Annotated in this window: 22 protein-coding genes; 19 read left to right on the top strand and 3 right to left on the bottom strand. The window is 38.0% G+C overall.

The annotated features are described in order from the left end of the window. Positions 1-114 precede the first annotated feature (114 nt). On the top strand, positions 115-1,014 hold the full coding sequence (locus OSJ91_RS14680; protein ID WP_350298916.1) for a sulfite exporter TauE/SafE family protein: 900 nt from the start codon (positions 115-117) through the stop codon (positions 1,012-1,014). A gap of 303 nt (positions 1,015-1,317) precedes the next feature. On the opposite strand, the gene OSJ91_RS14675 is transcribed toward OSJ91_RS14680, so the two are convergent. Further along, complete coding sequence (locus tag OSJ91_RS14675) at positions 1,318-2,463, bottom strand: glycosyltransferase (protein ID WP_485889930.1); 1,146 nt, start codon at positions 2,461-2,463, stop codon at positions 1,318-1,320. Next, positions 2,460-2,747 (bottom strand): hypothetical protein, encoded by a 288-nt coding sequence (locus OSJ91_RS14670; protein WP_485889929.1) that lies wholly within the window; start codon positions 2,745-2,747, stop codon positions 2,460-2,462. Before OSJ91_RS14670 ends, OSJ91_RS14675 begins: the two co-directional genes overlap by 4 nt. 444 nt (positions 2,748-3,191) lie before the next feature. On the opposite strand from OSJ91_RS14670, the gene OSJ91_RS14665 reads away from it, so the two are divergent. The 12 genes from OSJ91_RS14665 (at position 3,192) to OSJ91_RS14610 (ending at position 16,034) form a co-directional block, all read left to right on the top strand. After that, complete coding sequence (locus OSJ91_RS14665) at positions 3,192-3,500, top strand: DUF2642 domain-containing protein (RefSeq protein ID WP_485889928.1); 309 nt, start codon at positions 3,192-3,194, stop codon at positions 3,498-3,500. 13 nt (positions 3,501-3,513) lie between these two features. After that, positions 3,514-3,729 carry an LSm family protein gene (locus OSJ91_RS14660; RefSeq protein ID WP_485889927.1) on the top strand — a complete coding sequence of 72 codons (216 nt, stop codon included), beginning with the start codon at positions 3,514-3,516 and terminating at the stop codon, positions 3,727-3,729. Positions 3,730-4,143: 414 nt separating this feature from the next. Beyond that, positions 4,144-4,662: a mismatch-specific DNA-glycosylase gene (locus OSJ91_RS14655; protein WP_485889925.1), complete on the top strand. Its 519-nt coding sequence runs from the start codon at positions 4,144-4,146 to the stop codon at positions 4,660-4,662. A 1,203-nt stretch (positions 4,663-5,865) separates the two neighbouring features. Then, entirely contained in the window at positions 5,866-6,879 is a 1,014-nt protein-coding gene (locus tag OSJ91_RS14650; protein ID WP_350298909.1) for a glycoside hydrolase family 15 protein, read from the top strand. Positions 6,880-7,137: 258 nt separating this feature from the next. Then, the gene (glgB, locus tag OSJ91_RS14645; protein ID WP_413020331.1) at positions 7,138-9,066 is read left to right on the top strand and encodes a 1,4-alpha-glucan branching protein GlgB; all 1,929 of its coding nucleotides are present in this window, start codon (positions 7,138-7,140) and stop codon (positions 9,064-9,066) included. Next, entirely contained in the window at positions 9,066-10,232 is a 1,167-nt protein-coding gene (locus OSJ91_RS14640) for a glucose-1-phosphate adenylyltransferase (RefSeq protein ID WP_485889924.1), read from the top strand. The genes glgB and OSJ91_RS14640 overlap by 1 nt, the downstream gene beginning before the upstream one ends. 17 nt (positions 10,233-10,249) lie before the next feature. Next, on the top strand, positions 10,250-11,356 hold the full coding sequence (gene glgD / locus OSJ91_RS14635) for a glucose-1-phosphate adenylyltransferase subunit GlgD (RefSeq protein ID WP_350298907.1): 1,107 nt from the start codon (positions 10,250-10,252) through the stop codon (positions 11,354-11,356). A gap of 16 nt (positions 11,357-11,372) precedes the next feature. Beyond that, positions 11,373-12,809, top strand: coding sequence for a glycogen synthase GlgA (gene glgA, locus OSJ91_RS14630; RefSeq protein ID WP_485889923.1), 1,437 nt, complete (start codon positions 11,373-11,375; stop codon positions 12,807-12,809). Between the two features lie 126 nt (positions 12,810-12,935). Next, positions 12,936-14,441: a cardiolipin synthase gene (gene cls / locus OSJ91_RS14625; RefSeq protein WP_485889922.1), complete on the top strand. Its 1,506-nt coding sequence runs from the start codon at positions 12,936-12,938 to the stop codon at positions 14,439-14,441. Positions 14,442-14,516: 75 nt separating this feature from the next. Then, the gene (locus tag OSJ91_RS14620) at positions 14,517-15,272 is read left to right on the top strand and encodes an exodeoxyribonuclease III (RefSeq protein WP_413017991.1); all 756 of its coding nucleotides are present in this window, start codon (positions 14,517-14,519) and stop codon (positions 15,270-15,272) included. 63 nt (positions 15,273-15,335) lie between these two features. Next, complete coding sequence (locus OSJ91_RS14615; protein WP_241594546.1) at positions 15,336-15,740, top strand: cytosolic protein; 405 nt, start codon at positions 15,336-15,338, stop codon at positions 15,738-15,740. A gap of 15 nt (positions 15,741-15,755) precedes the next feature. Beyond that, the gene (locus OSJ91_RS14610; RefSeq protein WP_350298902.1) at positions 15,756-16,034 is read left to right on the top strand and encodes an HNH endonuclease; all 279 of its coding nucleotides are present in this window, start codon (positions 15,756-15,758) and stop codon (positions 16,032-16,034) included. 41 nt (positions 16,035-16,075) lie between these two features. Here the strand turns inward: OSJ91_RS14610 and OSJ91_RS14605 are convergent, their stop codons facing one another. Continuing rightward, positions 16,076-16,597 (bottom strand): DUF2179 domain-containing protein, encoded by a 522-nt coding sequence (locus tag OSJ91_RS14605; RefSeq protein ID WP_350298901.1) that lies wholly within the window; start codon positions 16,595-16,597, stop codon positions 16,076-16,078. 241 nt (positions 16,598-16,838) lie between these two features. On the opposite strand from OSJ91_RS14605, the gene OSJ91_RS14600 reads away from it, so the two are divergent. The 6 genes from OSJ91_RS14600 (at position 16,839) to OSJ91_RS14575 (ending at position 20,515) form a co-directional block, all read left to right on the top strand. Next, on the top strand, positions 16,839-17,183 hold the full coding sequence (locus tag OSJ91_RS14600; RefSeq protein ID WP_485889921.1) for an avidin-fold protein: 345 nt from the start codon (positions 16,839-16,841) through the stop codon (positions 17,181-17,183). Positions 17,184-17,210: 27 nt separating this feature from the next. Next, positions 17,211-17,783, top strand: coding sequence for a histidine phosphatase family protein (locus OSJ91_RS14595; RefSeq protein ID WP_485891903.1), 573 nt, complete (start codon positions 17,211-17,213; stop codon positions 17,781-17,783). Between the two features lie 41 nt (positions 17,784-17,824). Further along, on the top strand, positions 17,825-18,496 hold the full coding sequence (locus tag OSJ91_RS14590; protein WP_485889920.1) for an NAD(P)H-binding protein: 672 nt from the start codon (positions 17,825-17,827) through the stop codon (positions 18,494-18,496). Between the two features lie 251 nt (positions 18,497-18,747). Further along, positions 18,748-19,164 (top strand): BlaI/MecI/CopY family transcriptional regulator, encoded by a 417-nt coding sequence (locus tag OSJ91_RS14585; RefSeq protein ID WP_101225362.1) that lies wholly within the window; start codon positions 18,748-18,750, stop codon positions 19,162-19,164. Between the two features lie 23 nt (positions 19,165-19,187). Beyond that, a complete protein-coding gene (locus OSJ91_RS14580; protein ID WP_485889919.1) occupies positions 19,188-20,015 on the top strand; it encodes a M56 family metallopeptidase in 828 nt (275 codons plus the stop codon). 71 nt (positions 20,016-20,086) lie between these two features. Then, positions 20,087-20,515 (top strand): DoxX family protein, encoded by a 429-nt coding sequence (locus tag OSJ91_RS14575; RefSeq protein WP_350298896.1) that lies wholly within the window; start codon positions 20,087-20,089, stop codon positions 20,513-20,515. Positions 20,516-20,779: the final 264 nt, after the last annotated feature.

Genomic DNA, 20,779 nt, shown 5'->3' with positions numbered 1-20,779 from the left:
ATTTCATGTTGGTTAGGTGCCTCTTTGTGTCTTATGGATCAAAATGATCTATATAGGCTGCAACGTCGGGTCGATGTTATCTAGGTTCTATTTAAGTGGAAAAAGGGGAATGTCATGAAAAAGTTAATCGTTTTAGCCTTTATCGGGTTTTTAGCCCAATTAATCGATGGTTCGCTTGGAATGGGGTATGGAGTGAGTTCCACTTCCTTATTGTTGACATTCGGGATTGCCCCTGCAGTAGCATCAGCATCCGTACATTTATCGGAAGTAGTGACCACAGCCGTATCCGGAGCTTCACATATAAAGTTTGGGAACGTGGATAAGAATATGGTCTATCGCTTGATCATTCCAGGTTCTGTTGGTGCATTTGTAGGTGCATGTTTCCTGAGTAACCTGCCAGCCGAATTAGCTAAACCGTATATTGCCATATTTTTATTTGGCCTGGGTGTATACGTTTTATTCCGCTTTTTATTTATTTTTAAACCGTCAAAGGACAATGAAACCGTAAGGCCATTGACCGCAAAACAATCCATTCCGTTAGGCCTTTTTGCAGGCTTTTGTGATGCAACAGGCGGAGGCGGTTGGGGACCTATTGCAACGCCTGTTTTATTGTCAAAAAAAGGAATGACGGCGAGGAAAGCTGTAGGGACTGTTGATACGAGTGAATTTGCCATTGCTTTCTTCGGAAGTCTTGGTTTTATCATTTCGCTTGGATGGGAAGCTGTCAATTGGCTTTGGGTCGTAGCGTTGATAATTGGCGGGGTGGTTGCTGCACCAATTGCAGCCTGGTTAGTCCGGATGCTTCCTGCTCAATTAATGGGTGTTTTAGTCGGTGGTTTCATTATCTTGATCAATGTACGAACATTATTAGCTACATGGATTCCGATTGAAGCCCACATATATATTTATACAGGCATCGTGATTATATGGCTTTCTGGAATTCTTGTTACCATCAATAAGATGTCCAATGCGAGAAAACATGATCATATCGAACAACGGCAGAATGTTTCCTGAACCCCGAGTTTGATAGAAGCGAATTTACTCAAAAGTATATTGCGATACGTAACATAAAAACTCGTAGGTACATAAATACCTACGAGTAAAGCCATTTGACAAATGGGATTCCGCCTTTAAATTTTAATATTGTTCTAAACTCTATTTAATAGATTCATTCATTTTCTAGAACCATTTATTGGCTGTTTTTAATCGAGAGATTTATGCCGCCAATATCTATGTAGTTAATTCCCCTAATAAAGAATCAATAGAACCCTTATACTAAAGATGGCCATCGTGAGAGTTTGAACAGCAGCAGAACCATTAATTTATGGCCTGCTGCTGTTCAAATGATTGAATTGTACTTTCATATAATTCAATAAGCGGTAATATATTTTTTTTAATATCGAATTGTTTCAATACCAATTTCCTTAAATCCCTGCCTGTTTGAGCACCGGCATTTGATTGATGGAGGTTGCGTAAGTCCCGATAAAGAATGGCTTGGCTGCAAGTCTGTTTTGCAGCGTGATCCCCAAAGTAGCATTCCCAGGCTTGTTGAAAGTTTTTCTTATTCACTGCCCCAAAATATCCGAGATTTCCACAAGAAATAACGGGTCTTTCGCATGCCATTGCTTCCAAAGCAACCCTGCCCGTACCTACAACATAGTCTGCAAGTGCATAAAAGTCTTTCACATTCTTTTGTTCCCCAGTGAAATGAATGAATTCTTCTTTATATAAAGATTGGATGCTCGCCGCCACATTCTTAATATCCTTGAGCTGGCTGCCGTTACCGATGATGATTACATGAAGGTTGGGGATATCCTTTAATTTTAAATCCCTGCAAGCTTTGATTAAAAGCATGCAGATCTTTGCTTTATGCCGAGTTATCCTGCTGCAGTAAAGAATTACTTTTGCATTCAGGGGGATATTCATTTTTCTTCTTAATTCCAATGAAGGGGAAGGGGAAAAATCTGCTGTATCAATTCCATTTGCAATGACTGAAATATTCTTTGGGAAAAGTGGCTGAATATGTTTTTTTACCGGTTCACTAACTGCAACCGCAGCATCTGTAAACTGTAACACACTTTTTATATCCGATTTCTGGAAGTATGTCCCGTGCAGAGTGAAGACGAAGGGAATATTGGAGAGCTTAGCTGCCTTTGCAGAGAGGTAGCCGGATATAATCTGGTGCCCGTGCACTAGTGTAATCTGTTCTTTTCGTAACAATTCTACCAAGCTGTTCAATAATGGAGATTCCTCATTCGAGTTAATCGTTAATGTTTTAGGGAAATTCATTTGGTGAACTTTACATCCCGTTTCTCGTAACCGGCTAATCATGCTGCCTTTTCCAGTAACAACTGCTGTATATATTCCTCTAGACTGTAATTCCTTCACAAGACTCAATACATGCGTTTCCGTTCCGCTTACATCCATTGTATCTAACACCATCAGGACTCTTATGGATTTCATGATGCCTTACCTCTTTGGGAAAATTCATCCGATCCAGGAATTGAATGAAGCTTAATTTTATTTGATTTTAATGGTGAAAGTAACAATTTAATGTGGGAACCTGGCTCATTTATAAGTGCGCAACAATTAGTATCGTCCGCTTCAGAAAAACCTTTATTAATAGGAAGAGAATATTTGAAAAATGGGGATTTTGATTGTTCCATACATTCTGCTTTTAATGCAGACTCTTTGTGACATGAAGGGATTACAATGCCTATGTAATCCTTTTTTTGTTTGTTTGTCATAGTTATCACCTCAACCGTATCATATTCATTCATTAAAGAAATGGACATGATTTCGTAAAACCTTCAAAAAAAAGTAAAGGAATTTAAAAAAAGGTTGATTAGTCCAAGCCGAAAACATCAGTCATCAATATACTACTTTTGAAGCGATATAGAAGCAGCAGCAAATTGTCAAGATCCTCAAAGGAATCAAGTGGATCAAGGAATTCAAGGAGATCGAATCCAGGCAAAATATTCTTCAAAAATTCAATCGAAATTCATTTTCGGTTGGACATAAAAGGATTCACATTCTCGGTCGACAACGAGTTCAGTGCTGCAGTAAAGATAAGGAAGGGGGGACCGTTGCAAAAAGGAGAGAAGGGAAAGAAATGCGAGCATGGGGATAAAGAATAAGAAGAGAACCATGACGAAGGTAATAAAATAGAAAATAAAAAAGGTGGTAAAAAAATGAACACTGAGAAGCAAAGTGAGAAGCAATGTAAAAAGAATAGTTGCGACTATCTTTACTATAAATGGCTTGTTGAAAATGGTCAAACAACACCAAGGACACCGGAAACTTCAGGAGATGTGTACTATGATTTGAGAAGTGTTTTACGAAGATTATTAGGAAGAACGGTGACTATTACAACTGATTTTGCCCCGGTAACGGGAATATTAAGTTCAATTCAAACTGATTATATTGTAATTACTGAAGCTGCAGGAACTGTAGTATTTGTTCCGTTCCGTTCCATCAATTCTGTTAGAGAGCCTATATAAGGAGGAGAATGCATTGTTAGCTAGTATTTTTTATGTACAATTAAGACATTACATTGGGAACACGGTCGAAGTGGCAACGAGCAGTGATTTATTCGAGGGAGTGTTACATGAAGTAACTGATGATGTTTGCCGATTAACAGAAACGTCTCCAGGTTATGAAGGCAATCTAGATATCATAACCATTCCACTAAATCAAATAAATTATGTTCGCGTAAGTCACGCACAATAAGCTATATGAAGAAGCAGCCATCTATAAGGTGGCTGTTTCTTTTGAACGAGTAAAATGCATCGTTTCCCTACCTTTTATATTTCATAATCAGCCATTCCACTCGTAAATAAAAGGAACTGTGTTAATAAAGGTCGGGATCACCTATGATTCTTGATACTTCTAAACCAAACTCATGTCAAGACAGAGACATGAATTTGGTTTTTTCCTGTTTAAAAGGCAGTTATTTTATATGTAAATTAAAAGCGGAATTATATGTTATCAATAATAAGGTTATCACTATGAAACAATCATCCCTCATTCTCCAAGAAACGTGTTAAGTTTTGGATATATGTTGTGTAAATGGCGGAAAAGGTAGTTAATTATTTTTCAGTTTTGTACAATGATTAAATACCAAATTTGAAAAGGAGTTTTAAAATGAAAGGCATCTCTGATCATTTAAAGGGAAATTTGGATATATTGTTCGTAGGTTTCAATCCAAGCATTCGTTCAGGCGAGACTGGCCATCATTATGCGAATCCAAACAACCGCTTTTGGAAAATCCTCTTCGAGTCCGGGCTGACACCAAGGAAATATGCCCCAACTGAAGACTCGTCATTACTGGAGTTAGGTTATGGGTTTACCAATATCGTTTCCAGGCCTACAAAAGGTGCGGAAGATATCACTAAAGAAGAGTACACAATAGGAAGGAATCAATTAAAAAGGAAAATTGAAAAGTATAAACCAAAACTTGTCTGTTTTGTAGGCAAGGGTGTTTATCAGGAATACCGTCAATTACGAAAAATCTCTTGGGGGCTGCAAGAAGAACCTTCATCGAATAAATCCATGGAATTCGTTGCCCCTTCCTCCAGCGGCTTAGTTAGAATGCCGATAGATGAGATCATCGAAATATATAGTGAGTTGCCACTTCTGCTTGGCAAGCTGAAAAGCAATTGAAGGAAATTATTAATATAAGGGTGGATTGGAAAAGCGATGGCTTTTCCAATTATGGGGAATGCTTTGAGCAAGGAGTAATGTATCGGTTTCGCTGCAGGGGTAATCGAAAAATACATCAGGATTAAGCATAATTGAAGCGGCACTAATGTCGCTTTTTTCTCTATGCAGGCTCTGGACAATTCATAGCGGCAGGGATGATAGCTGCTAGTCATCCAGTCTCGTCCATGATTTTTACGATTTTTTTGTTAACAGTCGTCATCTATTGCTGCATTGGCTCCGTAATTCAGGCAGCAAGGTTTGAAACAATACCTGATAACTTGGAGCCTTACTATCTGAAGAAACGTTTGGAGTGGCCGTCACAACGGCACAGCAGAGGAAACAGCTTGATTTTAAATGGATGCTAGGTCTGAATCTGGAGCCTATTTAAATTGGTTACTACCAAATATGCCGGCGGTTCTTTGCGCCAATGGGTTTCAAATCCCGAGAAAAATATGGGATGGATTTCTCCCTGACAGCCATGTTCATCGGCCTTTATAGTTTTGTGAATATTGAGTAAAAAAACTTTTTTATAGATCTTGCAGTCGATTTTAGCAGCGTATTAATCGATGTTGCAGTAGGTTTCTTCTTTCCTGGCAGTACTGGCGTCATAGTTGCAACGGTTATAGCTTCGGCGATAAGGATTGACAAATGGAAATAAGCGGGTATAGCCTTGCCCCCATCCTTGGCGCATCAATTGTGCGGAACAGGTCTTTTCAATTAAGGGTAATGCTATAATTGGCCGCAGCTTTTACCAGCTTTCCTGGTTGCGATGTTTACGAGATTTCTATTGGGTACGGTAATGATTGGCGTGCTTTCATTGATGATATTGCGATTATTCTTTTAATAACTACTAAACATTTGAATGATAGGCCGATATAACCAGTAATGGATTGCCATTACTGGGTTTTTATTTTCCAAAGAACATATTTCATAACGGCAACTTCATTACGGTTAGGCAAATGACGCTTTTTTAATGAACATTGGAAGCTTGATTATCAAAAAAGGCAGTGATTACATAAACTATGGTGAATGAACTTCTGAAAAAGTCGTTTTGGATAACTGAATTGAAAGCGCTTTTAATTGAAAAATGAAACAACCAACGTTTAGAAAATGGGAGTCTGTCAACAATGGGAATAAGCAAATAACTATGGAGGTGTTCAATTAATGAATGTAAATGGTGCCCTAGAGGTTCTTGATCGCATGCGGCTTCCTAATGGCGCATATACTGCAAGTATTTCCGATGATTATAATTATGTCTGGATAAGGGATGTCGTTTATACAGTAATACCTTTTATAAATGATCCGTCCAGTCGTTATGAGAAAGCATATCATGCTTTATTCGACTTATTTCAATCCTATGAGTGGAAGATAGATATTCATACGGAACAGAAACCCCAGTTTCTATTTGAACATATCCATGCACGGTATTCCACTGAGCTTAAAGAACTGCCCGATGAGTGGGGCCATGCCCAAAATGATGCGATAGGTGCCTTTTTATGGGGTGTCGGTGAAGGATATAGGCATGGGAAAAAGGTGATAAGAAACCAACGTGATTTAAAGATCGTTCAAAAGTTGGTCAGTTACTTGGAATGCCTGCAATATTGGCAAGCGGAAGATAACGGGATGTGGGAAGAGAATATCGAAATCCATGCTTCAAGCATAGGGGCATGTGTTGCTGGTTTGAATTCAGTCAAAATGCTGGTCAACGTCAAGGAAGAACTGATTAAAAAAGGAGAAGAAACTCTTCGTTTCCTGCTTCCAAGGGAAAGTTATTCAAAAGAGACGGATTTAGCCCTTTTATCCTTAATTTATCCTTATCGTCTGGTAGACCGTGAAATAGCGCTTAAAATATTGAAGAATGTCACAGAGCGCCTAGAAAGAACAAAAGGTTGCATTAGATATGAAAATGACCTTTATTATAATGACGGTCAAGAAGCGGAATGGTGTTTCGGGCTTCCATGGCTGGGCTTATGCTACCTTGAACTTGGCATGATGAACAAAGTTAAGGAGTATATAGATAAAACGAAAATGATCATTCCGGAAAATTGGGAAGTTCCCGAGTTATATATAGGAGGCAGTAATGTACCAAACAGGAATACTCCTTTGGCATGGTCAGTCTCATTATCCTATTTATTCTTGACGAAGACTCACAGTATTCGAACTGAACAAATAACATGAAGCATTCATACTTGATACCTTAAAGCTCTTCCTGAAAAATGGGAAGAGTTTTTATTGGTATAATAATATTTTTACAATAAATGACTATTTTTCGCAAAAAAATGTTTTATTTATCAAAAAAACGGGCATTTATTACAATAACTTCACCTCCATTTGAAGGATTAATACCATTTTTACCGAATATATATAATAACTGGGGAAGGATGGGTAAAATACTATCGAGTTAATACTGATGGAGGGGTTTTATTGAGTACAATTATGGACCAGCTGCAAGAGAATTATCCAAGCGATTTCGATTTATATTTGTTTCATGAAGGCACCCTTTATGAAAGCTATAAGATGCTTGGGGCACACATTGTGACATCATTAGGTAATGAAGGAGTACGGTTTGCCGTTTGGGCCCCCCATGCGAAGCAAGTTTCAGTAGTCGGTAATTTTAATAATTGGGACGGAAAAGATCATGCGATGAAACGGATCGAGCGTTCAGGTATCTGGGTGTTGTTCGTACCAGGGCTACAAGAAGGGGAACTCTATAAATATGAAATACATACACCTGGAAATAAACGTATCCTAAAAGCCGATCCATATGCCTTTTATTCGGAAGTCAGACCAAATACAGCCTCGGTCATTAAAAAGCTGGATAATTTTGAATGGCAAGATTCGAAGTGGATAGCCGATAGGAAAAAGGAAAACATTTATCATAAACCCATGTCCATTTATGAAGTGCACCCAGGAACATGGAAACAGAAAGAAGATGGCGAATTTTATACGTACCGTGAATTGGCTGATAGATTAGTTGATTATGTGATTGATAATAGTTTTACACATATTGAAATCATGGCCATAATGGAACACCCATTTGATAAATCGTGGGGATATCAGGTCACGGGCTATTATTCGGTAACCAGTCGGTACGGTTCACCTGAAGATTTTAAATATTTAATTAACCTTTGCCACCAAAAGGGCATAGGTGTGATCCTTGACTGGGTTCCCGCCCATTTTTGTAAAGACGCACATGGACTTTCCCGTTTCGATGGTACGCCTCTCTATGAACCAATTGAACACACTAGAGCAGATCGCCCGTTATGGGGGACATACAATTTTGATTTTACCAAACCGGAAGTAATCAGTTTCCTTATTTCAAATGTTATGTTTTGGATGGATGTATACCATATAGATGGGATCCGTGTCGATGCGGTATCGTCCATGGTTTATCTTAATCATGATAATCCGTTGCCGGTCAAGCTGAAAAACCAGTTTGGCGGTGAGGAAAACCTTGAAGCCATACAGTTTTTGCAAAAACTTAACGAAGTGGTTTTCAAAAAATATCCCAATGCATTAATGATGGCTGAAGAAGCAACAGACCGGCCGCTCATTACTTCTCCTACCGATATAGGCGGACTGGGCTTTAATTATAAATGGAATATGGGATGGACTAACGATATCCTTCGTTATATGAAACTTGAAACACATGAAAGGCCATATCATCATAACCTCTTAACATTTTCATTTTTCTATGCTTTTTCAGAAAATTTCGTCTTGCCCTTTTCACATGATGAAGTGGTTCATGGCAAGAAGTCATTATTGAATAAGATGCCAGGTGACTACTGGCAGAAGTTTGCAAATTTACGGTTGCTCTTTGGGTATTTCATGACGCATCCTGGAAAGAAGCTTCTATTTATGGGCAGTGAATTTGGCCAATTCATAGAATGGAAAGATGAGGAACAATTGGATTGGCTGCTTTTGGAATATGAATCACACGACACGCTGGCCTATTACTTCCGTACTCTCCAGGATTTTTATAGGCAAACTTCCTCTTTATGGAGATTGGATCATGACCCGGAAGGTTTTGAATGGATAGATCCGAACAATAGTAATCAGAGTGTCATTACTTTTATAAGAAAAGGTAAACGGAAAGGCGACTATTGCATCGTTGTCTGTAATTTTTCTGCGCAGGCTCATGCTCAATATCAAATAGGTGTACCATCCCAAGGCAAATATATCGAGGTTTTCAGCAGTGATTCAGCAGCTTTCGGTGGATCGGGTCAGATCAATGAAGAACCCATTAATGTCAAAAAGGAACCATACCATAATCAACCATACAGCATGGAAATAACTGTACCTCCATTAGGCATTTCTATTTTTATGAAGCAAACAAAAAAAAGGCGGGGGAGAGTGAACGAATAATGGGAGCAAAAAAATGGATAGCAATGTTATTGGCAGGAGGCCAGGGTTCAAGGTTAGGTGAATTGACAATCGGTTTGGCAAAACCAGCTGTTCCCTTTGGCGGTAAATATAGAATCATCGATTTTCCATTAAGTAACTGCACTCATTCTGGTATTGATACGGTTGGGGTACTGACCCAATACCAGCCATTGATTCTAAATGATTATGTTGGTAATGGCAAAGCTTGGGACCTTGATCTTGATGTTGGCGGAGTTTCCGTACTTCCTCCTTATCAAGGTAAAGAAGGCGGTGAATGGTATAAAGGGACGGCAAATGCTGTTTATCAAAATATCCAATACATTGATAACTATGATCCGGAACATGTATTGATTCTTTCTGGTGACCATATTTACAAGATGGATTACAGTAAGATGCTGGATTATCACATCGAAAAAAATGCCGAGGCTACCATAGCTGTCATTCAAGTGCCATGGCAGGAAGCAAGCCGTTTCGGAATCATGAATACCAATGATGATGATAAAGTCACTCAATTCGATGAAAAACCAAAGTATCCAAAGAGTAATCTTGCTTCCATGGGAGTTTACCTTTTCAATTGGAAAACCTTAAGACGGTATTTAATAAATGATGAAAAAGATGAAAATTCATCCAATGATTTCGGCAGCAACATCATTCCAAAGATGCTTGAAGACCGAAAAAAGCTATTTGCCTATCGTTTTAATGATTATTGGAAAGATGTTGGAACGGTCGAAAGCCTTTGGCAGGCCCATATGGACTTATTGGAGGATACGCCAAATTTCCAGTTGGATGATCAGCAATGGAAAATTTTTGCCCGCAATGCAAATCACCCGCCGCAATATATATCACCGGATGCCAAGGTCAGTCAGTCGCTTATCAATGAAGGGTGCATGATTCAAGGGAACATTGAACATTCGGTTTTATCCTATAATGTACAGGTGGGCTACGGGTCAACCATAAAAGATTCAGTCATCATGCCTAATGTTACGATTGGTGAAAACGTTCATATAGAAAGAAGCATCATAGCCAGCAATTGTGTTATTGAAGATGGTGCCATAGTTGGCAATTCAGCGGTTACATCCGATATAACCTTAATTGGTGAAAATCAGACCATTATCAATCCAAACAAAAAAAAGATCACTCTTAACTAGAAAAAGGGGAAGATGCTATGGAAAATGTGTTGGGTATTATTAACTTAATCAATGAAAGACAACATTTAAAAGATCTGACTGCTCACCGTAATGTAGCATCCGTGCCATTTGGTGGACGCTACCGTTTGATTGACTTTACGATGTCGAATCTCATTAATGCAGATGTATCAAAAGTAGCCGTTTTTCCAAAAGAAAAGTATCTTTCAGTTATGGATCATCTTGGCTCAGGTAAAGAATGGAACTTGGATCGGCGTTCAGGAGGCTTATACATCTTGCCCCCTATCCACCCGGATGAAACGGTAACAGGCGATATGAAGCAATTTTATGATCACCTCAGCTTTTTCGAACGTGCAGAGGCAGATACTGTCATCATTTCCCCTGGCAGCCATGTATGCAAATTGGATTTTAATGAAGTGCTTGATTATCACAAAAAACATAAAGCGGATATCACGGTCGTATATAAGGATTATGTAGGGGAATTGATTGAAAAACCAATCTATCACACCTGCTCGGTAGATTCGGATGAAGACATTACTGACATTAGCTTTTATACGATCCCTAGACCTGGTGACCATGTTTGTCTGGAAACTTTCATCATAAGTAAAACGCTATTGGTGAATTTGATCAAAAGCTGTGTTGCGAGTGGGGAATATGACTTTTTGAAAGACGCCGTGAAAGCCAATCTTCATCGTTTTACCGTCAAAGGCTACAATTTTACTGGAGATATGCCATTCATTCATTCCATTGAAAGCTTTCATTCCAGTAATATGAATTTCCTGAACCCTTCGGTAATCCGTTCTTTCTTCGGGGATACTTGGGATGTTTATACGAAAATCAAACATGAGGCACCGACCAAATATTCAAGTTCTTCGAAGGTTACCAATTCATTGATAGCCAACGGTTGTGATATTGAAGGGACTGTGGAAAACAGTATACTCTTCCGTGGGGTAAAGGTGAAAAAGGGAGCGATAATAAGAAACAGCATCATCATGCAAAAAGGCGTGATTGAAGAAGGAGCCATCGTTGAAAATATCATAACTGATAAAGAAGTGAGAATTACTAGTGAAAAATCAGTTATTGGTTTAAAACAGCCTACTGTAATAAAAAAAGCGGAAGTAATTTAATAGAGGAGGTGCGGCAATGAATATTGTATTTGCTGCTTCAGAATGCGCCCCTTTTATAAAAACGGGAGGGCTCGGAGACGTTATAGGCGCGCTCCCGAAAGCGCTGAAAAAACAGGGAGTCCATGTAAGTGTCATCCTTCCTAAATACGGGGATCTTCCTAACCGATTCAAACAGGAATTGGAACATATGACGAGTATTGAAGTTCCTGTTGGTTGGCGCCAGCAATTTTGCGGCATCGAAAAACTTGTTGCTAACGGAATTACATATTATTTTCTGGATAATGAATATTATTTCAAAAGGCATGGTAGTTATGGTTTCTTCGATGATGGCGAAAGGTTCGCCTTCTTTTCCCGTGCAATTTTAGAGGCTTTACCCTATTTAGAAGAAAAACCGGATGTTATACACTGCCATGATTGGCAAACGGGCCTTGTCAGCGTTTTGATGAAAGCCCATTATCATAACCATCCGTTCTATCAGGATATTAAAACGATATTTACGATACATAATTTACGCTATCAAGGAGTTTATCCTAAAGCTGTATTAGCTGAATTACTCGATTTGAGTGAGTTATATTTTAATATCGATGGTCTTGAATTTCATGGGAATGTAAGTTATTTGAAAGCCGGCCTAGCTTTTTCTAACATAGTCACAACTGTAAGCCCAAGTTATGCGGAAGAAATTCAGATTCCTTATTTCGGGGAAAATCTGGATGGATTTTTACGTAAGAGAAAAGGTGAGCTTAAAGGAATTATCAACGGAATCGATTATGAGGAATATAATCCTGCAGCAGATGAACATCTTGCTGTTCCATTCGATTCTTATGAGGGTAAGATGGAGAATAAACGTCAGCTACAGGAATCGCTGGGTCTTCCTGTCAATGATGACGTACCGGTTTTATCAATGGTAACGAGGCTTGTTGATCAAAAAGGAATAGATCTTGTTCTTCATGTTTTTCATGAAATGATGAACCAAGGAGTTCAATTCATTCTTTTAGGTACGGGTGAAGAGCAATATGAATCAGCATTTCGTCATTTAGCTGACCAATATCCAAATCAGGTTTCAGTCCATACATATTTTGATGAGGGGTTGGCAAGAAGGATTTATGCAGGTTCTGATATATTCCTGATGCCGTCACAATTCGAACCATGTGGTATCGGCCAACTCTTGGCACTGCGTTATGGTACACTGCCTTTAGTGAGGGAAACTGGCGGACTTCGTGATACGGTCATCCCGTATAATCAATTTACTGGTGAAGGCAATGGCTTCAGTTTTACGAATTATAATGCACACGATATGCTCCATACAATTGAGCAATCTGTTGGTCTGTACAAATTCCAGCCGAAAAGATGGAGGAAAATGACCGAAAATGCAATGAAGTTAGATTTCAGTTGGACATCATCCTCATTAAAGTATATGGAGCTGTATGAAAGTTTGATTCCTGTCATGAAGTGATAATTGGATAGGTAATACACAAAGCACTTGCGAACATTGTTTTCGTAAGTGTTTTGTTTCTTTTACCTTCAAATATGGGTATATGTTATTTATATATAAAATATTGCTGTGTAGGAGAATGAAACAATGAAAAGAAGAAGAATGGAATTTGTATTTTTAATTATTTTAATTGCTGCAGTTTATATGATCCTGTTCACTCATGTTAGCTTCGACGTGAAGCTATTTTTTATTGGATTGTATATTTTGGTCATGTTTATTACCCTATTTTCACTCATGCTCGAAAATAGATTTGCCCACGAGACACTTTTATGGATGTATGTGCTTTTGTTTTTCCCGGTATTTGGATATGTATTTTATCTATTCTCAGGTCAGCTCTATTTAAAGGGGTATTTATTTCAAAGTAAAAGGAAAAAAGATCGCGAAGAATGGAAGAGTCTTGTTACACATGTATCATCTCCAGATTTATCGTTCTTGAATGATCATCAGCAATCATTCGCAGCTTTTGCCAAAAATGCATCTGAGACCACCATTAGTACATCATCGCAAACGGAAGTGTTGAAAAATGGTAACGAAACGTTTACCGAAATCATTAAACAGTTAAAAAAAGCTGAAAAGTTCATTCATATAGAATATTATATTTTTCGTTCCGACAGGCTTGGTACTGAAATTATAGATATCCTTATTGAAAAAGCGAAAAATGGTGTTGAAGTTTTATTCATTTTTGATGCTGCCGGTAGTTTAAGCCTTTCAAATAATGAAGTTAAACGGATGAAAAATGCAGGGATAAAGGCTTATCCATTTTCACCATTGAAACATGGTTTTTTTAATCAAAAGTTTAATTTTAGGAATCACCGGAAAATAATCATCATTGATGGGGAAGTTGGCTTTGTAGGAGGTTTAAACGTAGGAGAGGAATACTTAGGGCGAAATAAAACGATCGGATTTTGGAGAGATACACATATGGTCCTTAAAGGTGAAGCGGTATATATGCTTCATACTGTTTTCCTTTTGGATTGGGAATATGTCAGTGGGGAAGATGTATTAGAAGAGCGTCCAGAATTCAACAATATAGTGGAACAAGGGGATGGAGCTGTCCAGGTGGTGGCAAGCGGACCTGATACACAACAGGGAATCATGAGTGATTTTTACTATTCACTTATTACAAGCGCCACAAAATCAATCTGGATTGCAAGTCCATACTTCGTACCAAATCAAGCGATTAAAGCAGCAATTAAACATGCCGCAATTAAGGGGATACAAGTTAGGCTTATGGTTCCGGCAGTAAATGATGGGTTTTTAACCCAATACGGCAGTCGCTCCTATTTCGGGGAGCTGCTTCAATTCGGTGTAGAGGTATACACGTATAAAAAAGGTTTTCTACATCAGAAACTTATTATCGTAGATGGTGATATGGCTTCCATAGGGACGGCAAACATGGATATGAGGAGCTTTCACCTGAATTTTGAAGTGAATGTCTTTCTAATGGGCAGCCGTTCCATCGAAGATCTCATCACTCACTACAAAGAGGATATGATGGATAGTGACAAACTAGATCCTATTAGATATAACAATCGGGGTTTGCTGGAACGTTCAAAAGAATCATTTGCCAGATTGTTTTCGAATGTACTCTAATGGGAAAAACAGCAGATAAATAGTATAGTTGAAATGTAAAGAAATTAATTGGCCATAAGGAGAATTTAAGAGAATATGAAATTGGTTTCCTGGAATGTGAATGGAATTAGAGCTTGTGTTAAAAAAGGATTTTTAGATTACTTTAAAGATGTGGATGCAGATATTTTTTGCCTTCAAGAAACTAAGCTTCAAGAAGGGCAGATTACACTTGAATTGGAAGGGTACCATCAATATTGGAATTATGCACTGAAAAAAGGATATTCAGGTACAGCCATTTTCACGAAGGAAAAACCGCTTTCAGTGAAATATGGTGTAGGGGAGCTGGACGAGGAGCCGGAGGGCAGGATCATAACACTGGAATTCGAAAAATTCTATATGGTGAACGTTTATACCCCCAATGCAAAAAGGGATTTATCAAGGCTTGATTATCGTCTTGAATGGGAAGATGGGATGATAGATTATCTTAGTGAACTGGACTTGGTGAAGCCGGTTATCTTTTGTGGGGACCTCAATGTTGCACATCAGGAAATCGACTTGAAAAACCCAAAATCCAATATTGGGAATTCCGGATTCACTAATGAAGAGCGTGGAAAGATGACTGAATTACTTGATGCAGGGTTTATCGATACATTTCGCCATTTTTATCCAGACCAGGAAGGTGCATACTCTTGGTGGTCATATATGGCAAAAGTTAGGGAGCGGAATATAGGATGGAGAATCGATTATTTCATTGTTTCAAAACGTCTGGCGGAATATTTAAAAGAGGCTAATATTCACTGTGATGTCATGGGCAGCGATCATTGCCCGGTCGTCTTGGAAACAAACCTCTAAATGGAATAAATTCGGTTAAATGGGGATACTAATGGTTATCCATATTCAACAGGAGGTTTGATTATGAACACATTTATCGTGGGCTTTCATCAAGAAGATAATGTAGACAGCATGCAAGTGCAAAAATTGACGGCGGCTGAGTTTGAAAAAGCAACATCACGCGGTTTTCGCAGACTATTTGAACTGGATACAAATATCGGATATTTTGTATTTTTTGATGCTGAAGATGATGAGGGTGATTTATCTCATCTAGTTTTACAGTATGAAGAAGATAATCAGGATCCAAGTGATTGTTACTCTTTTACTAAAAATGATTTTTATGAGTTCATGGCACTTTATTTACAAGGCATGGATGAAGTGGAAGTGGAAGATGAAGAAGATGATGACAATGAAGAGTATGGACCAATCCATCATCTTGCCCATTTGATGTTTCATATTGTTGAAGAAGGAAAATCCGTTAAGCCTTAACGGTCGATTAATGAGATGAAAGGTACTTGTGAGCTTTGTGACAGGGGTGAGATAGAACTGACCATCCATCATTTAACACCTAGAGAATTAGGTGGCAGCCATTTACCCATTGCCTATCTCTGTAAATCTTGTCACAAACAGATTCACGCACTGTATTCAAACCGAGAGCTGGCCATCCGACTATATACCGTGCTTTTGTTAAAAGATGATGAAGCATTAAAAAAATACTTAAAGTGGATCAAAAAACAGCCGGTAACGAGGGCAGTGAAGATTAGAAAATCAAAAACGAAATAATGCAAAAGCCCATCTTAAAAAGATGGGCTTTTGCATTACATTCAGCTTGCTTTATTTTTCAACCGGTCCAATAAAAAACCACCTTTAAAATAACGTGGTTCATATGAAATGATGAAAGCCTTAGGTTCGTACTTTTCAACGGTTGCTATCAATTCTTGTTCCCGATTGCGTTTTGTCAAAATTTCCATCCGATAACGGTTGCTATCCCGGCCCTCGCCCGTATAAAGAGTCACACCAAATCCGTTGTTCCTCAATGTATCTACCAACTGTTCATTTTTGGTTTGAGTATTTACGGTTACATTAATAAAACCGATGGCAAGTTTTTGCTCAATTTTCGTACCAAAAATTATTCCGATTCCAAAACCGACTGCATATACAACCATGGCGAGTATGCTTTGGTCACCGCCAAATACTAGGGATAATCCAAAAACGTATATTAACATTTCTGCGATACCCAGTATCGAGGCAAGTATGGTAATATTTTTTACTAAGAAAATGGTTCGCAACGTATAAATCGGAACATAAATAAGTTGTAATAGTAGAATCAGAAGTATTTCTTTCAATTGAGCACCTCACCAACATCTTCCAGTTTGATTAGACGTTTCAACTAAGGAATTGTTCATTCCATAAGTAACATCTTCCATAATCTAACCACAACATAATAGGGGAATTCAATGGGGAATATTATGTATTTTTTGTGTCATTTCCATTGACACAAAACTAAAACCCCGAAAGATTTTTGAATATTCATTTTTTGATAAATTTGGTATCATTATCCTTATTAATTCATATGGGGGAATGATGATGTTTAATTATGATGGTAGGATTTTCAAAGCTTTAGTCAATTCTAAAAATGGAGAAGTATCAGGAAATACTTCCTTCCACTATTCACAAGAAGGCTCAATTCTTTCAGCAAGTTATCATGGTGGAGAGATTGTTAAAGGAACTTTAATAGGGCTTGTCAATATGGATGGTTCCTTAGAATTCAGGTATAATCATATCAATGAAAAAGGTGAAATTAGAGGAGGCAGCTGTCTTTCCACTCCTGAATTATTGCCAGATGGTAGGATACGCTTGCATGAAAAATGGAAATGGTCAGATCTAGAACAGACTGAAGGACACTCCATCATTGAAGAAGTGAAAAAATAACAATCTACATAGAAGGGTTTGAGGACAATTACTACTATCTGTTTAGTGCGGCATGGTCAAACAGATTGGAATGCACTAGGGAAACTGCAGGGGCAAACTGATATTCCTTTAAATGAACTAGGAAGGATACAGGCACGGCAATGTGGTGAATTTTTGTCAAAAGAGGCTACTTGGGATGTGATTATCTCGAGCCCCCTAAAAAGGGCAAGGGAAACGGCAGATATCATTTCGCATTATATTGAAGTCCCGGTCATTGAAAAAATGGAATTCATTGAAAAGAACTTTGGCGTCGCTGAAGGAATGACAGCAGCTGAAAGGGCGTCAGCATTCATTGATAAAGAATATCCTGGTCAGGAAAATCAGGAATCTTTACGAAGCAGGCTGATGAATGGACTTCAGGAAATTCAGAAGGAGTATCCTGAGAAAAAAGTTATCCTTGTTGCACATGGTGCAGTCATTCATTTTATTTTACGCTTGATGTCAAACGAGTCAATCGTATCAAATGAAATGCGCTTGTTCAATGCATGTTTGTGTACGATTAGATTTGAAGTCGATTCTTGGATAATTGATGATTTCAATCAAGTGAATCATTTATCCTAGTCCTATATTATTCAGCAGCTAATGAAGGAAAGTGGGATATCATGACTAATAAGACGGCATTGATTTTAGGCGCTACAGGTGTGGTCGGCACCCAGTTGGTTAAAGAAATGAGCAACAGCAATAAATATAGTGAAATCCATTTGCTGACAAGAAGGGAAATGAAATTCGCGGAGCCCAAGTGCACAGGACATGTTGTGGATTTCGATAATTTGTCCCAGTATGCCTATTTGTTCAATGTCACCGATGTTTTCATTTGTTTGGGTACAACGATCAAAAAGGCTAAATCGAAGGAAGCTTTTCGTAAAGTTGATTATGACTATATAATCGAAGCAGCTAAAATGGCGAAGACATCCAATGTTGAAAAATTACTCGTCATAACGGCCATGGGAGCCAATTCCAAATCAAAGTTTTTTTACAGTCGTGTTAAGGGAGATGTGGAAGGAACACTACAACACCTGGAATTGAATACTGTACATATATTCCGCCCTTCCTTACTTCTTGGAGAACGCGAGGAATTCAGGGCAGGTGAAAAGATTTCTGGGCTGTTAAGCAATTTTGCTAAATTTGTCTTTGTAGGCCCTTTACGCCCATATCGTGCAATAGAAGCAAACAAAGTAGCTGCTGCAATGTACGCTGCTGCCCAAACGACGGCAAAAGGATATCATTATTATAATTCTGATGAAATAGAGAAACTTGCACAAAGGGTTAATTAGTGAAACGAGCCTGCAAAAGGCTCGTTTTTTAATCTAATACGCTTAAAAGGAAAAAGAACGGATGACCTTTTGCTACTGAAAAAAGGTAGTGGAGTGTAATAGAGGCAGTTAACCAGAAGAAAAAGCAAGGCCAAAAGATTTTTTAATATTAATTAAAGTCAATCTAGAGAAATCCTTGATACTAATCTTCCAGATGAAACTTGATTGTAACAGTGATATCCACTACAATTTGTAGTGGGAGGTGGTAAAGGATGAATATTAAAAATTTTAAATATGATGAAGTTGGACTGAATCGTTTCTTTGGTCCATTGGAAGCTAATATCATGGAATATTTATGGGATAAAGATGAACAGAGCATCAAAGCGGTTCAGCAATCATTGGAACTTGACAAACCTATCAATTTCAACACAGTAATGACCGTCATGAATCGTTTAGTCGAAAAAGGCATTCTTGAAAAGAGGTCTGAAGGAAGGCTCTCATTATTTCGCCCGGTACAATCAAAAGCGGAGTTTTTAGAAGAGCAGTCAAAGAAACTGACTGAGAATTTGCTCGATGAATTTGGTGGAGCGGTCATAAGCCATATGCTGGATGCCATGAAAGACGCTGACCAAGGTTTAATTGAAAAATTGGAACAAAAAATCCAATCGTTAAAAAAGGATAAATTATAATGTGGAAGAGGAAGTCTTATTTTGTGATAAGCCTGAGTCTTTTAATTGCCTGTGTAGTATGGTGCCAAATGGGAGCGTTTTTGGTACACATCTTTTTTGGTGTGAATATTAAAGCCAACTTTTTTAAATTTTGCTTTAGTCTATTCAAGGAAGATTCAGTATACTATTTTGTAGTCGTCACCCTGCTTAGTTTAATAATATCCTATAGCATATTGAGCACCCTATTCAAAATTGCAGAGCAATATTTCTTATCCAGAAGGTTTAAACAAAAGCTTTTTCTTTCCAAAAATGTTGAAAAGACAAGGTTTATAAATGAAACATTCAACCGGGTCAACGATGATATCTTAGTTGTGAATGCTGATCAGCCTCTTGCGTTTACGCTTGGTTTTGGGCGGCCATTCATTGTGTTCAGTTCGGGTTTAATTAAATTATTGGATTTGGATGAACTAGAAGCGGTAGTAGAGCATGAAGCCTTTCACCAAAAAAAATATCATCCGCTGGTAATCTTTATTTTACAGTTGATATCGGATGCTTTATGGTTTGTCCCACTGACAAAATGGTGTCATAAAAATTACAAAATAATAAGTGAATTATCAGCCGACGAAAATGCGGTAAATAAAATGGGGACTGAATTAGGCATAAGTACTGCTTTGTTGAAGTTAATTAAACATGGTTACACTGATAAATCCTCGCCCGTCCTTGTCCACTTCTCCAATGAATCAGTTAACTATAGACTTCAGCAATTAATCGATCCCCATAAAAAAATTCCTTTGAGGGCTGAAACTGCTACGATTTTTGTTTCTATTTATGTTTTACTTATACTTTTGGGAATGACTATAGTGATTGTCTGATGACTTTCACTTGATTTTTTTACCACATTACACTACACTTTGTAGTGTAAAATAAAAAAAGGAGATGTGACATGAATAAACAAGAGATCGGTACCTTTTTATTAAGAGTTATGTTGGGAATTTCATTTTTGTTACATGGATTGTCAAAATTCCAAGGTGGATTGGAGAACACTTCTGGATGGTTTCAAAGTATAGGCATTCCGGGATTTATGGCCTATGTAGTCGGTGTTATTGAATTGTTTGGAGGAATTGCTTTAATTTTAGGTCTTGGAACAAGAATAATATCTGCCCTACTTGTATTCATAATGGCTGGTGCAATTGTTTATGTGAAATTCCCTGCAGGTTTTATGGGGAGTGGAGAAGCTTCAGGGTACGAACTGGATCTCGTTCTTATGATTATTGCACTTCATCTAGTTTTAAATGGAAGTCGATTCCTATCGATAGATTCTAAGTTACCTGCCCTTAAAAAAGAACAAGATTCAGAAATAAAAGCAAGTTAATAAGAATGAACGTTATAACAGCGACTTTGAAAAATTGAACATTTTCTTTATTAGGCAGTCATGAAGGCATGAAACCGGTAATCTACTGGGGGCATGCCTTTTTCATTTAACCTTGTTCTAGTTTGAAAATCTTCATGATTTGAAAAACAGTAATAAATCAATTCAGATTTTGTTAATCAACAGAAGCTTCCCATGACTACGTTATCGTGACATACTTTGCGAAATGACAATACTGCAAGGTTGAAACAATCATCTATTCATTCG

Source organism: Bacillus sp. T-10(2022), from assembly GCF_056502895.1.
Note: the sequence above shows the minus strand (reverse complement) of the source record. Positions and strands in the feature narration are given on the sequence as shown.

Coding starts and splice junctions, on each gene's coding strand:
- OSJ91_RS14680 (WP_350298916.1), top strand. CDS start 115: ATGAAAAAGTTAATCGTTTTAGCCTTTATCGGGTTTTTAGCCCAATTA.
- OSJ91_RS14675 (WP_485889930.1), bottom strand. CDS start 2,463: ATGAAATCCATAAGAGTCCTGATGGTGTTAGATACAATGGATGTAAGC.
- OSJ91_RS14670 (WP_485889929.1), bottom strand. CDS start 2,747: ATGACAAACAAACAAAAAAAGGATTACATAGGCATTGTAATCCCTTCA.
- OSJ91_RS14665 (WP_485889928.1), top strand. CDS start 3,192: ATGAACACTGAGAAGCAAAGTGAGAAGCAATGTAAAAAGAATAGTTGC.
- OSJ91_RS14655 (WP_485889925.1), top strand. CDS start 4,144: ATGAAAGGCATCTCTGATCATTTAAAGGGAAATTTGGATATATTGTTC.
- OSJ91_RS14650 (WP_350298909.1), top strand. CDS start 5,866: ATGAATGTAAATGGTGCCCTAGAGGTTCTTGATCGCATGCGGCTTCCT.
- glgB (WP_413020331.1), top strand. CDS start 7,138: ATGGACCAGCTGCAAGAGAATTATCCAAGCGATTTCGATTTATATTTG.
- OSJ91_RS14640 (WP_485889924.1), top strand. CDS start 9,066: ATGGGAGCAAAAAAATGGATAGCAATGTTATTGGCAGGAGGCCAGGGT.
- glgD (WP_350298907.1), top strand. CDS start 10,250: ATGGAAAATGTGTTGGGTATTATTAACTTAATCAATGAAAGACAACAT.
- glgA (WP_485889923.1), top strand. CDS start 11,373: ATGAATATTGTATTTGCTGCTTCAGAATGCGCCCCTTTTATAAAAACG.
- cls (WP_485889922.1), top strand. CDS start 12,936: ATGAAAAGAAGAAGAATGGAATTTGTATTTTTAATTATTTTAATTGCT.
- OSJ91_RS14620 (WP_413017991.1), top strand. CDS start 14,517: ATGAAATTGGTTTCCTGGAATGTGAATGGAATTAGAGCTTGTGTTAAA.
- OSJ91_RS14615 (WP_241594546.1), top strand. CDS start 15,336: ATGAACACATTTATCGTGGGCTTTCATCAAGAAGATAATGTAGACAGC.
- OSJ91_RS14610 (WP_350298902.1), top strand. CDS start 15,756: ATGAAAGGTACTTGTGAGCTTTGTGACAGGGGTGAGATAGAACTGACC.
- OSJ91_RS14600 (WP_485889921.1), top strand. CDS start 16,839: ATGTTTAATTATGATGGTAGGATTTTCAAAGCTTTAGTCAATTCTAAA.
- OSJ91_RS14590 (WP_485889920.1), top strand. CDS start 17,825: ATGACTAATAAGACGGCATTGATTTTAGGCGCTACAGGTGTGGTCGGC.
- OSJ91_RS14585 (WP_101225362.1), top strand. CDS start 18,748: ATGAATATTAAAAATTTTAAATATGATGAAGTTGGACTGAATCGTTTC.
- OSJ91_RS14575 (WP_350298896.1), top strand. CDS start 20,087: ATGAATAAACAAGAGATCGGTACCTTTTTATTAAGAGTTATGTTGGGA.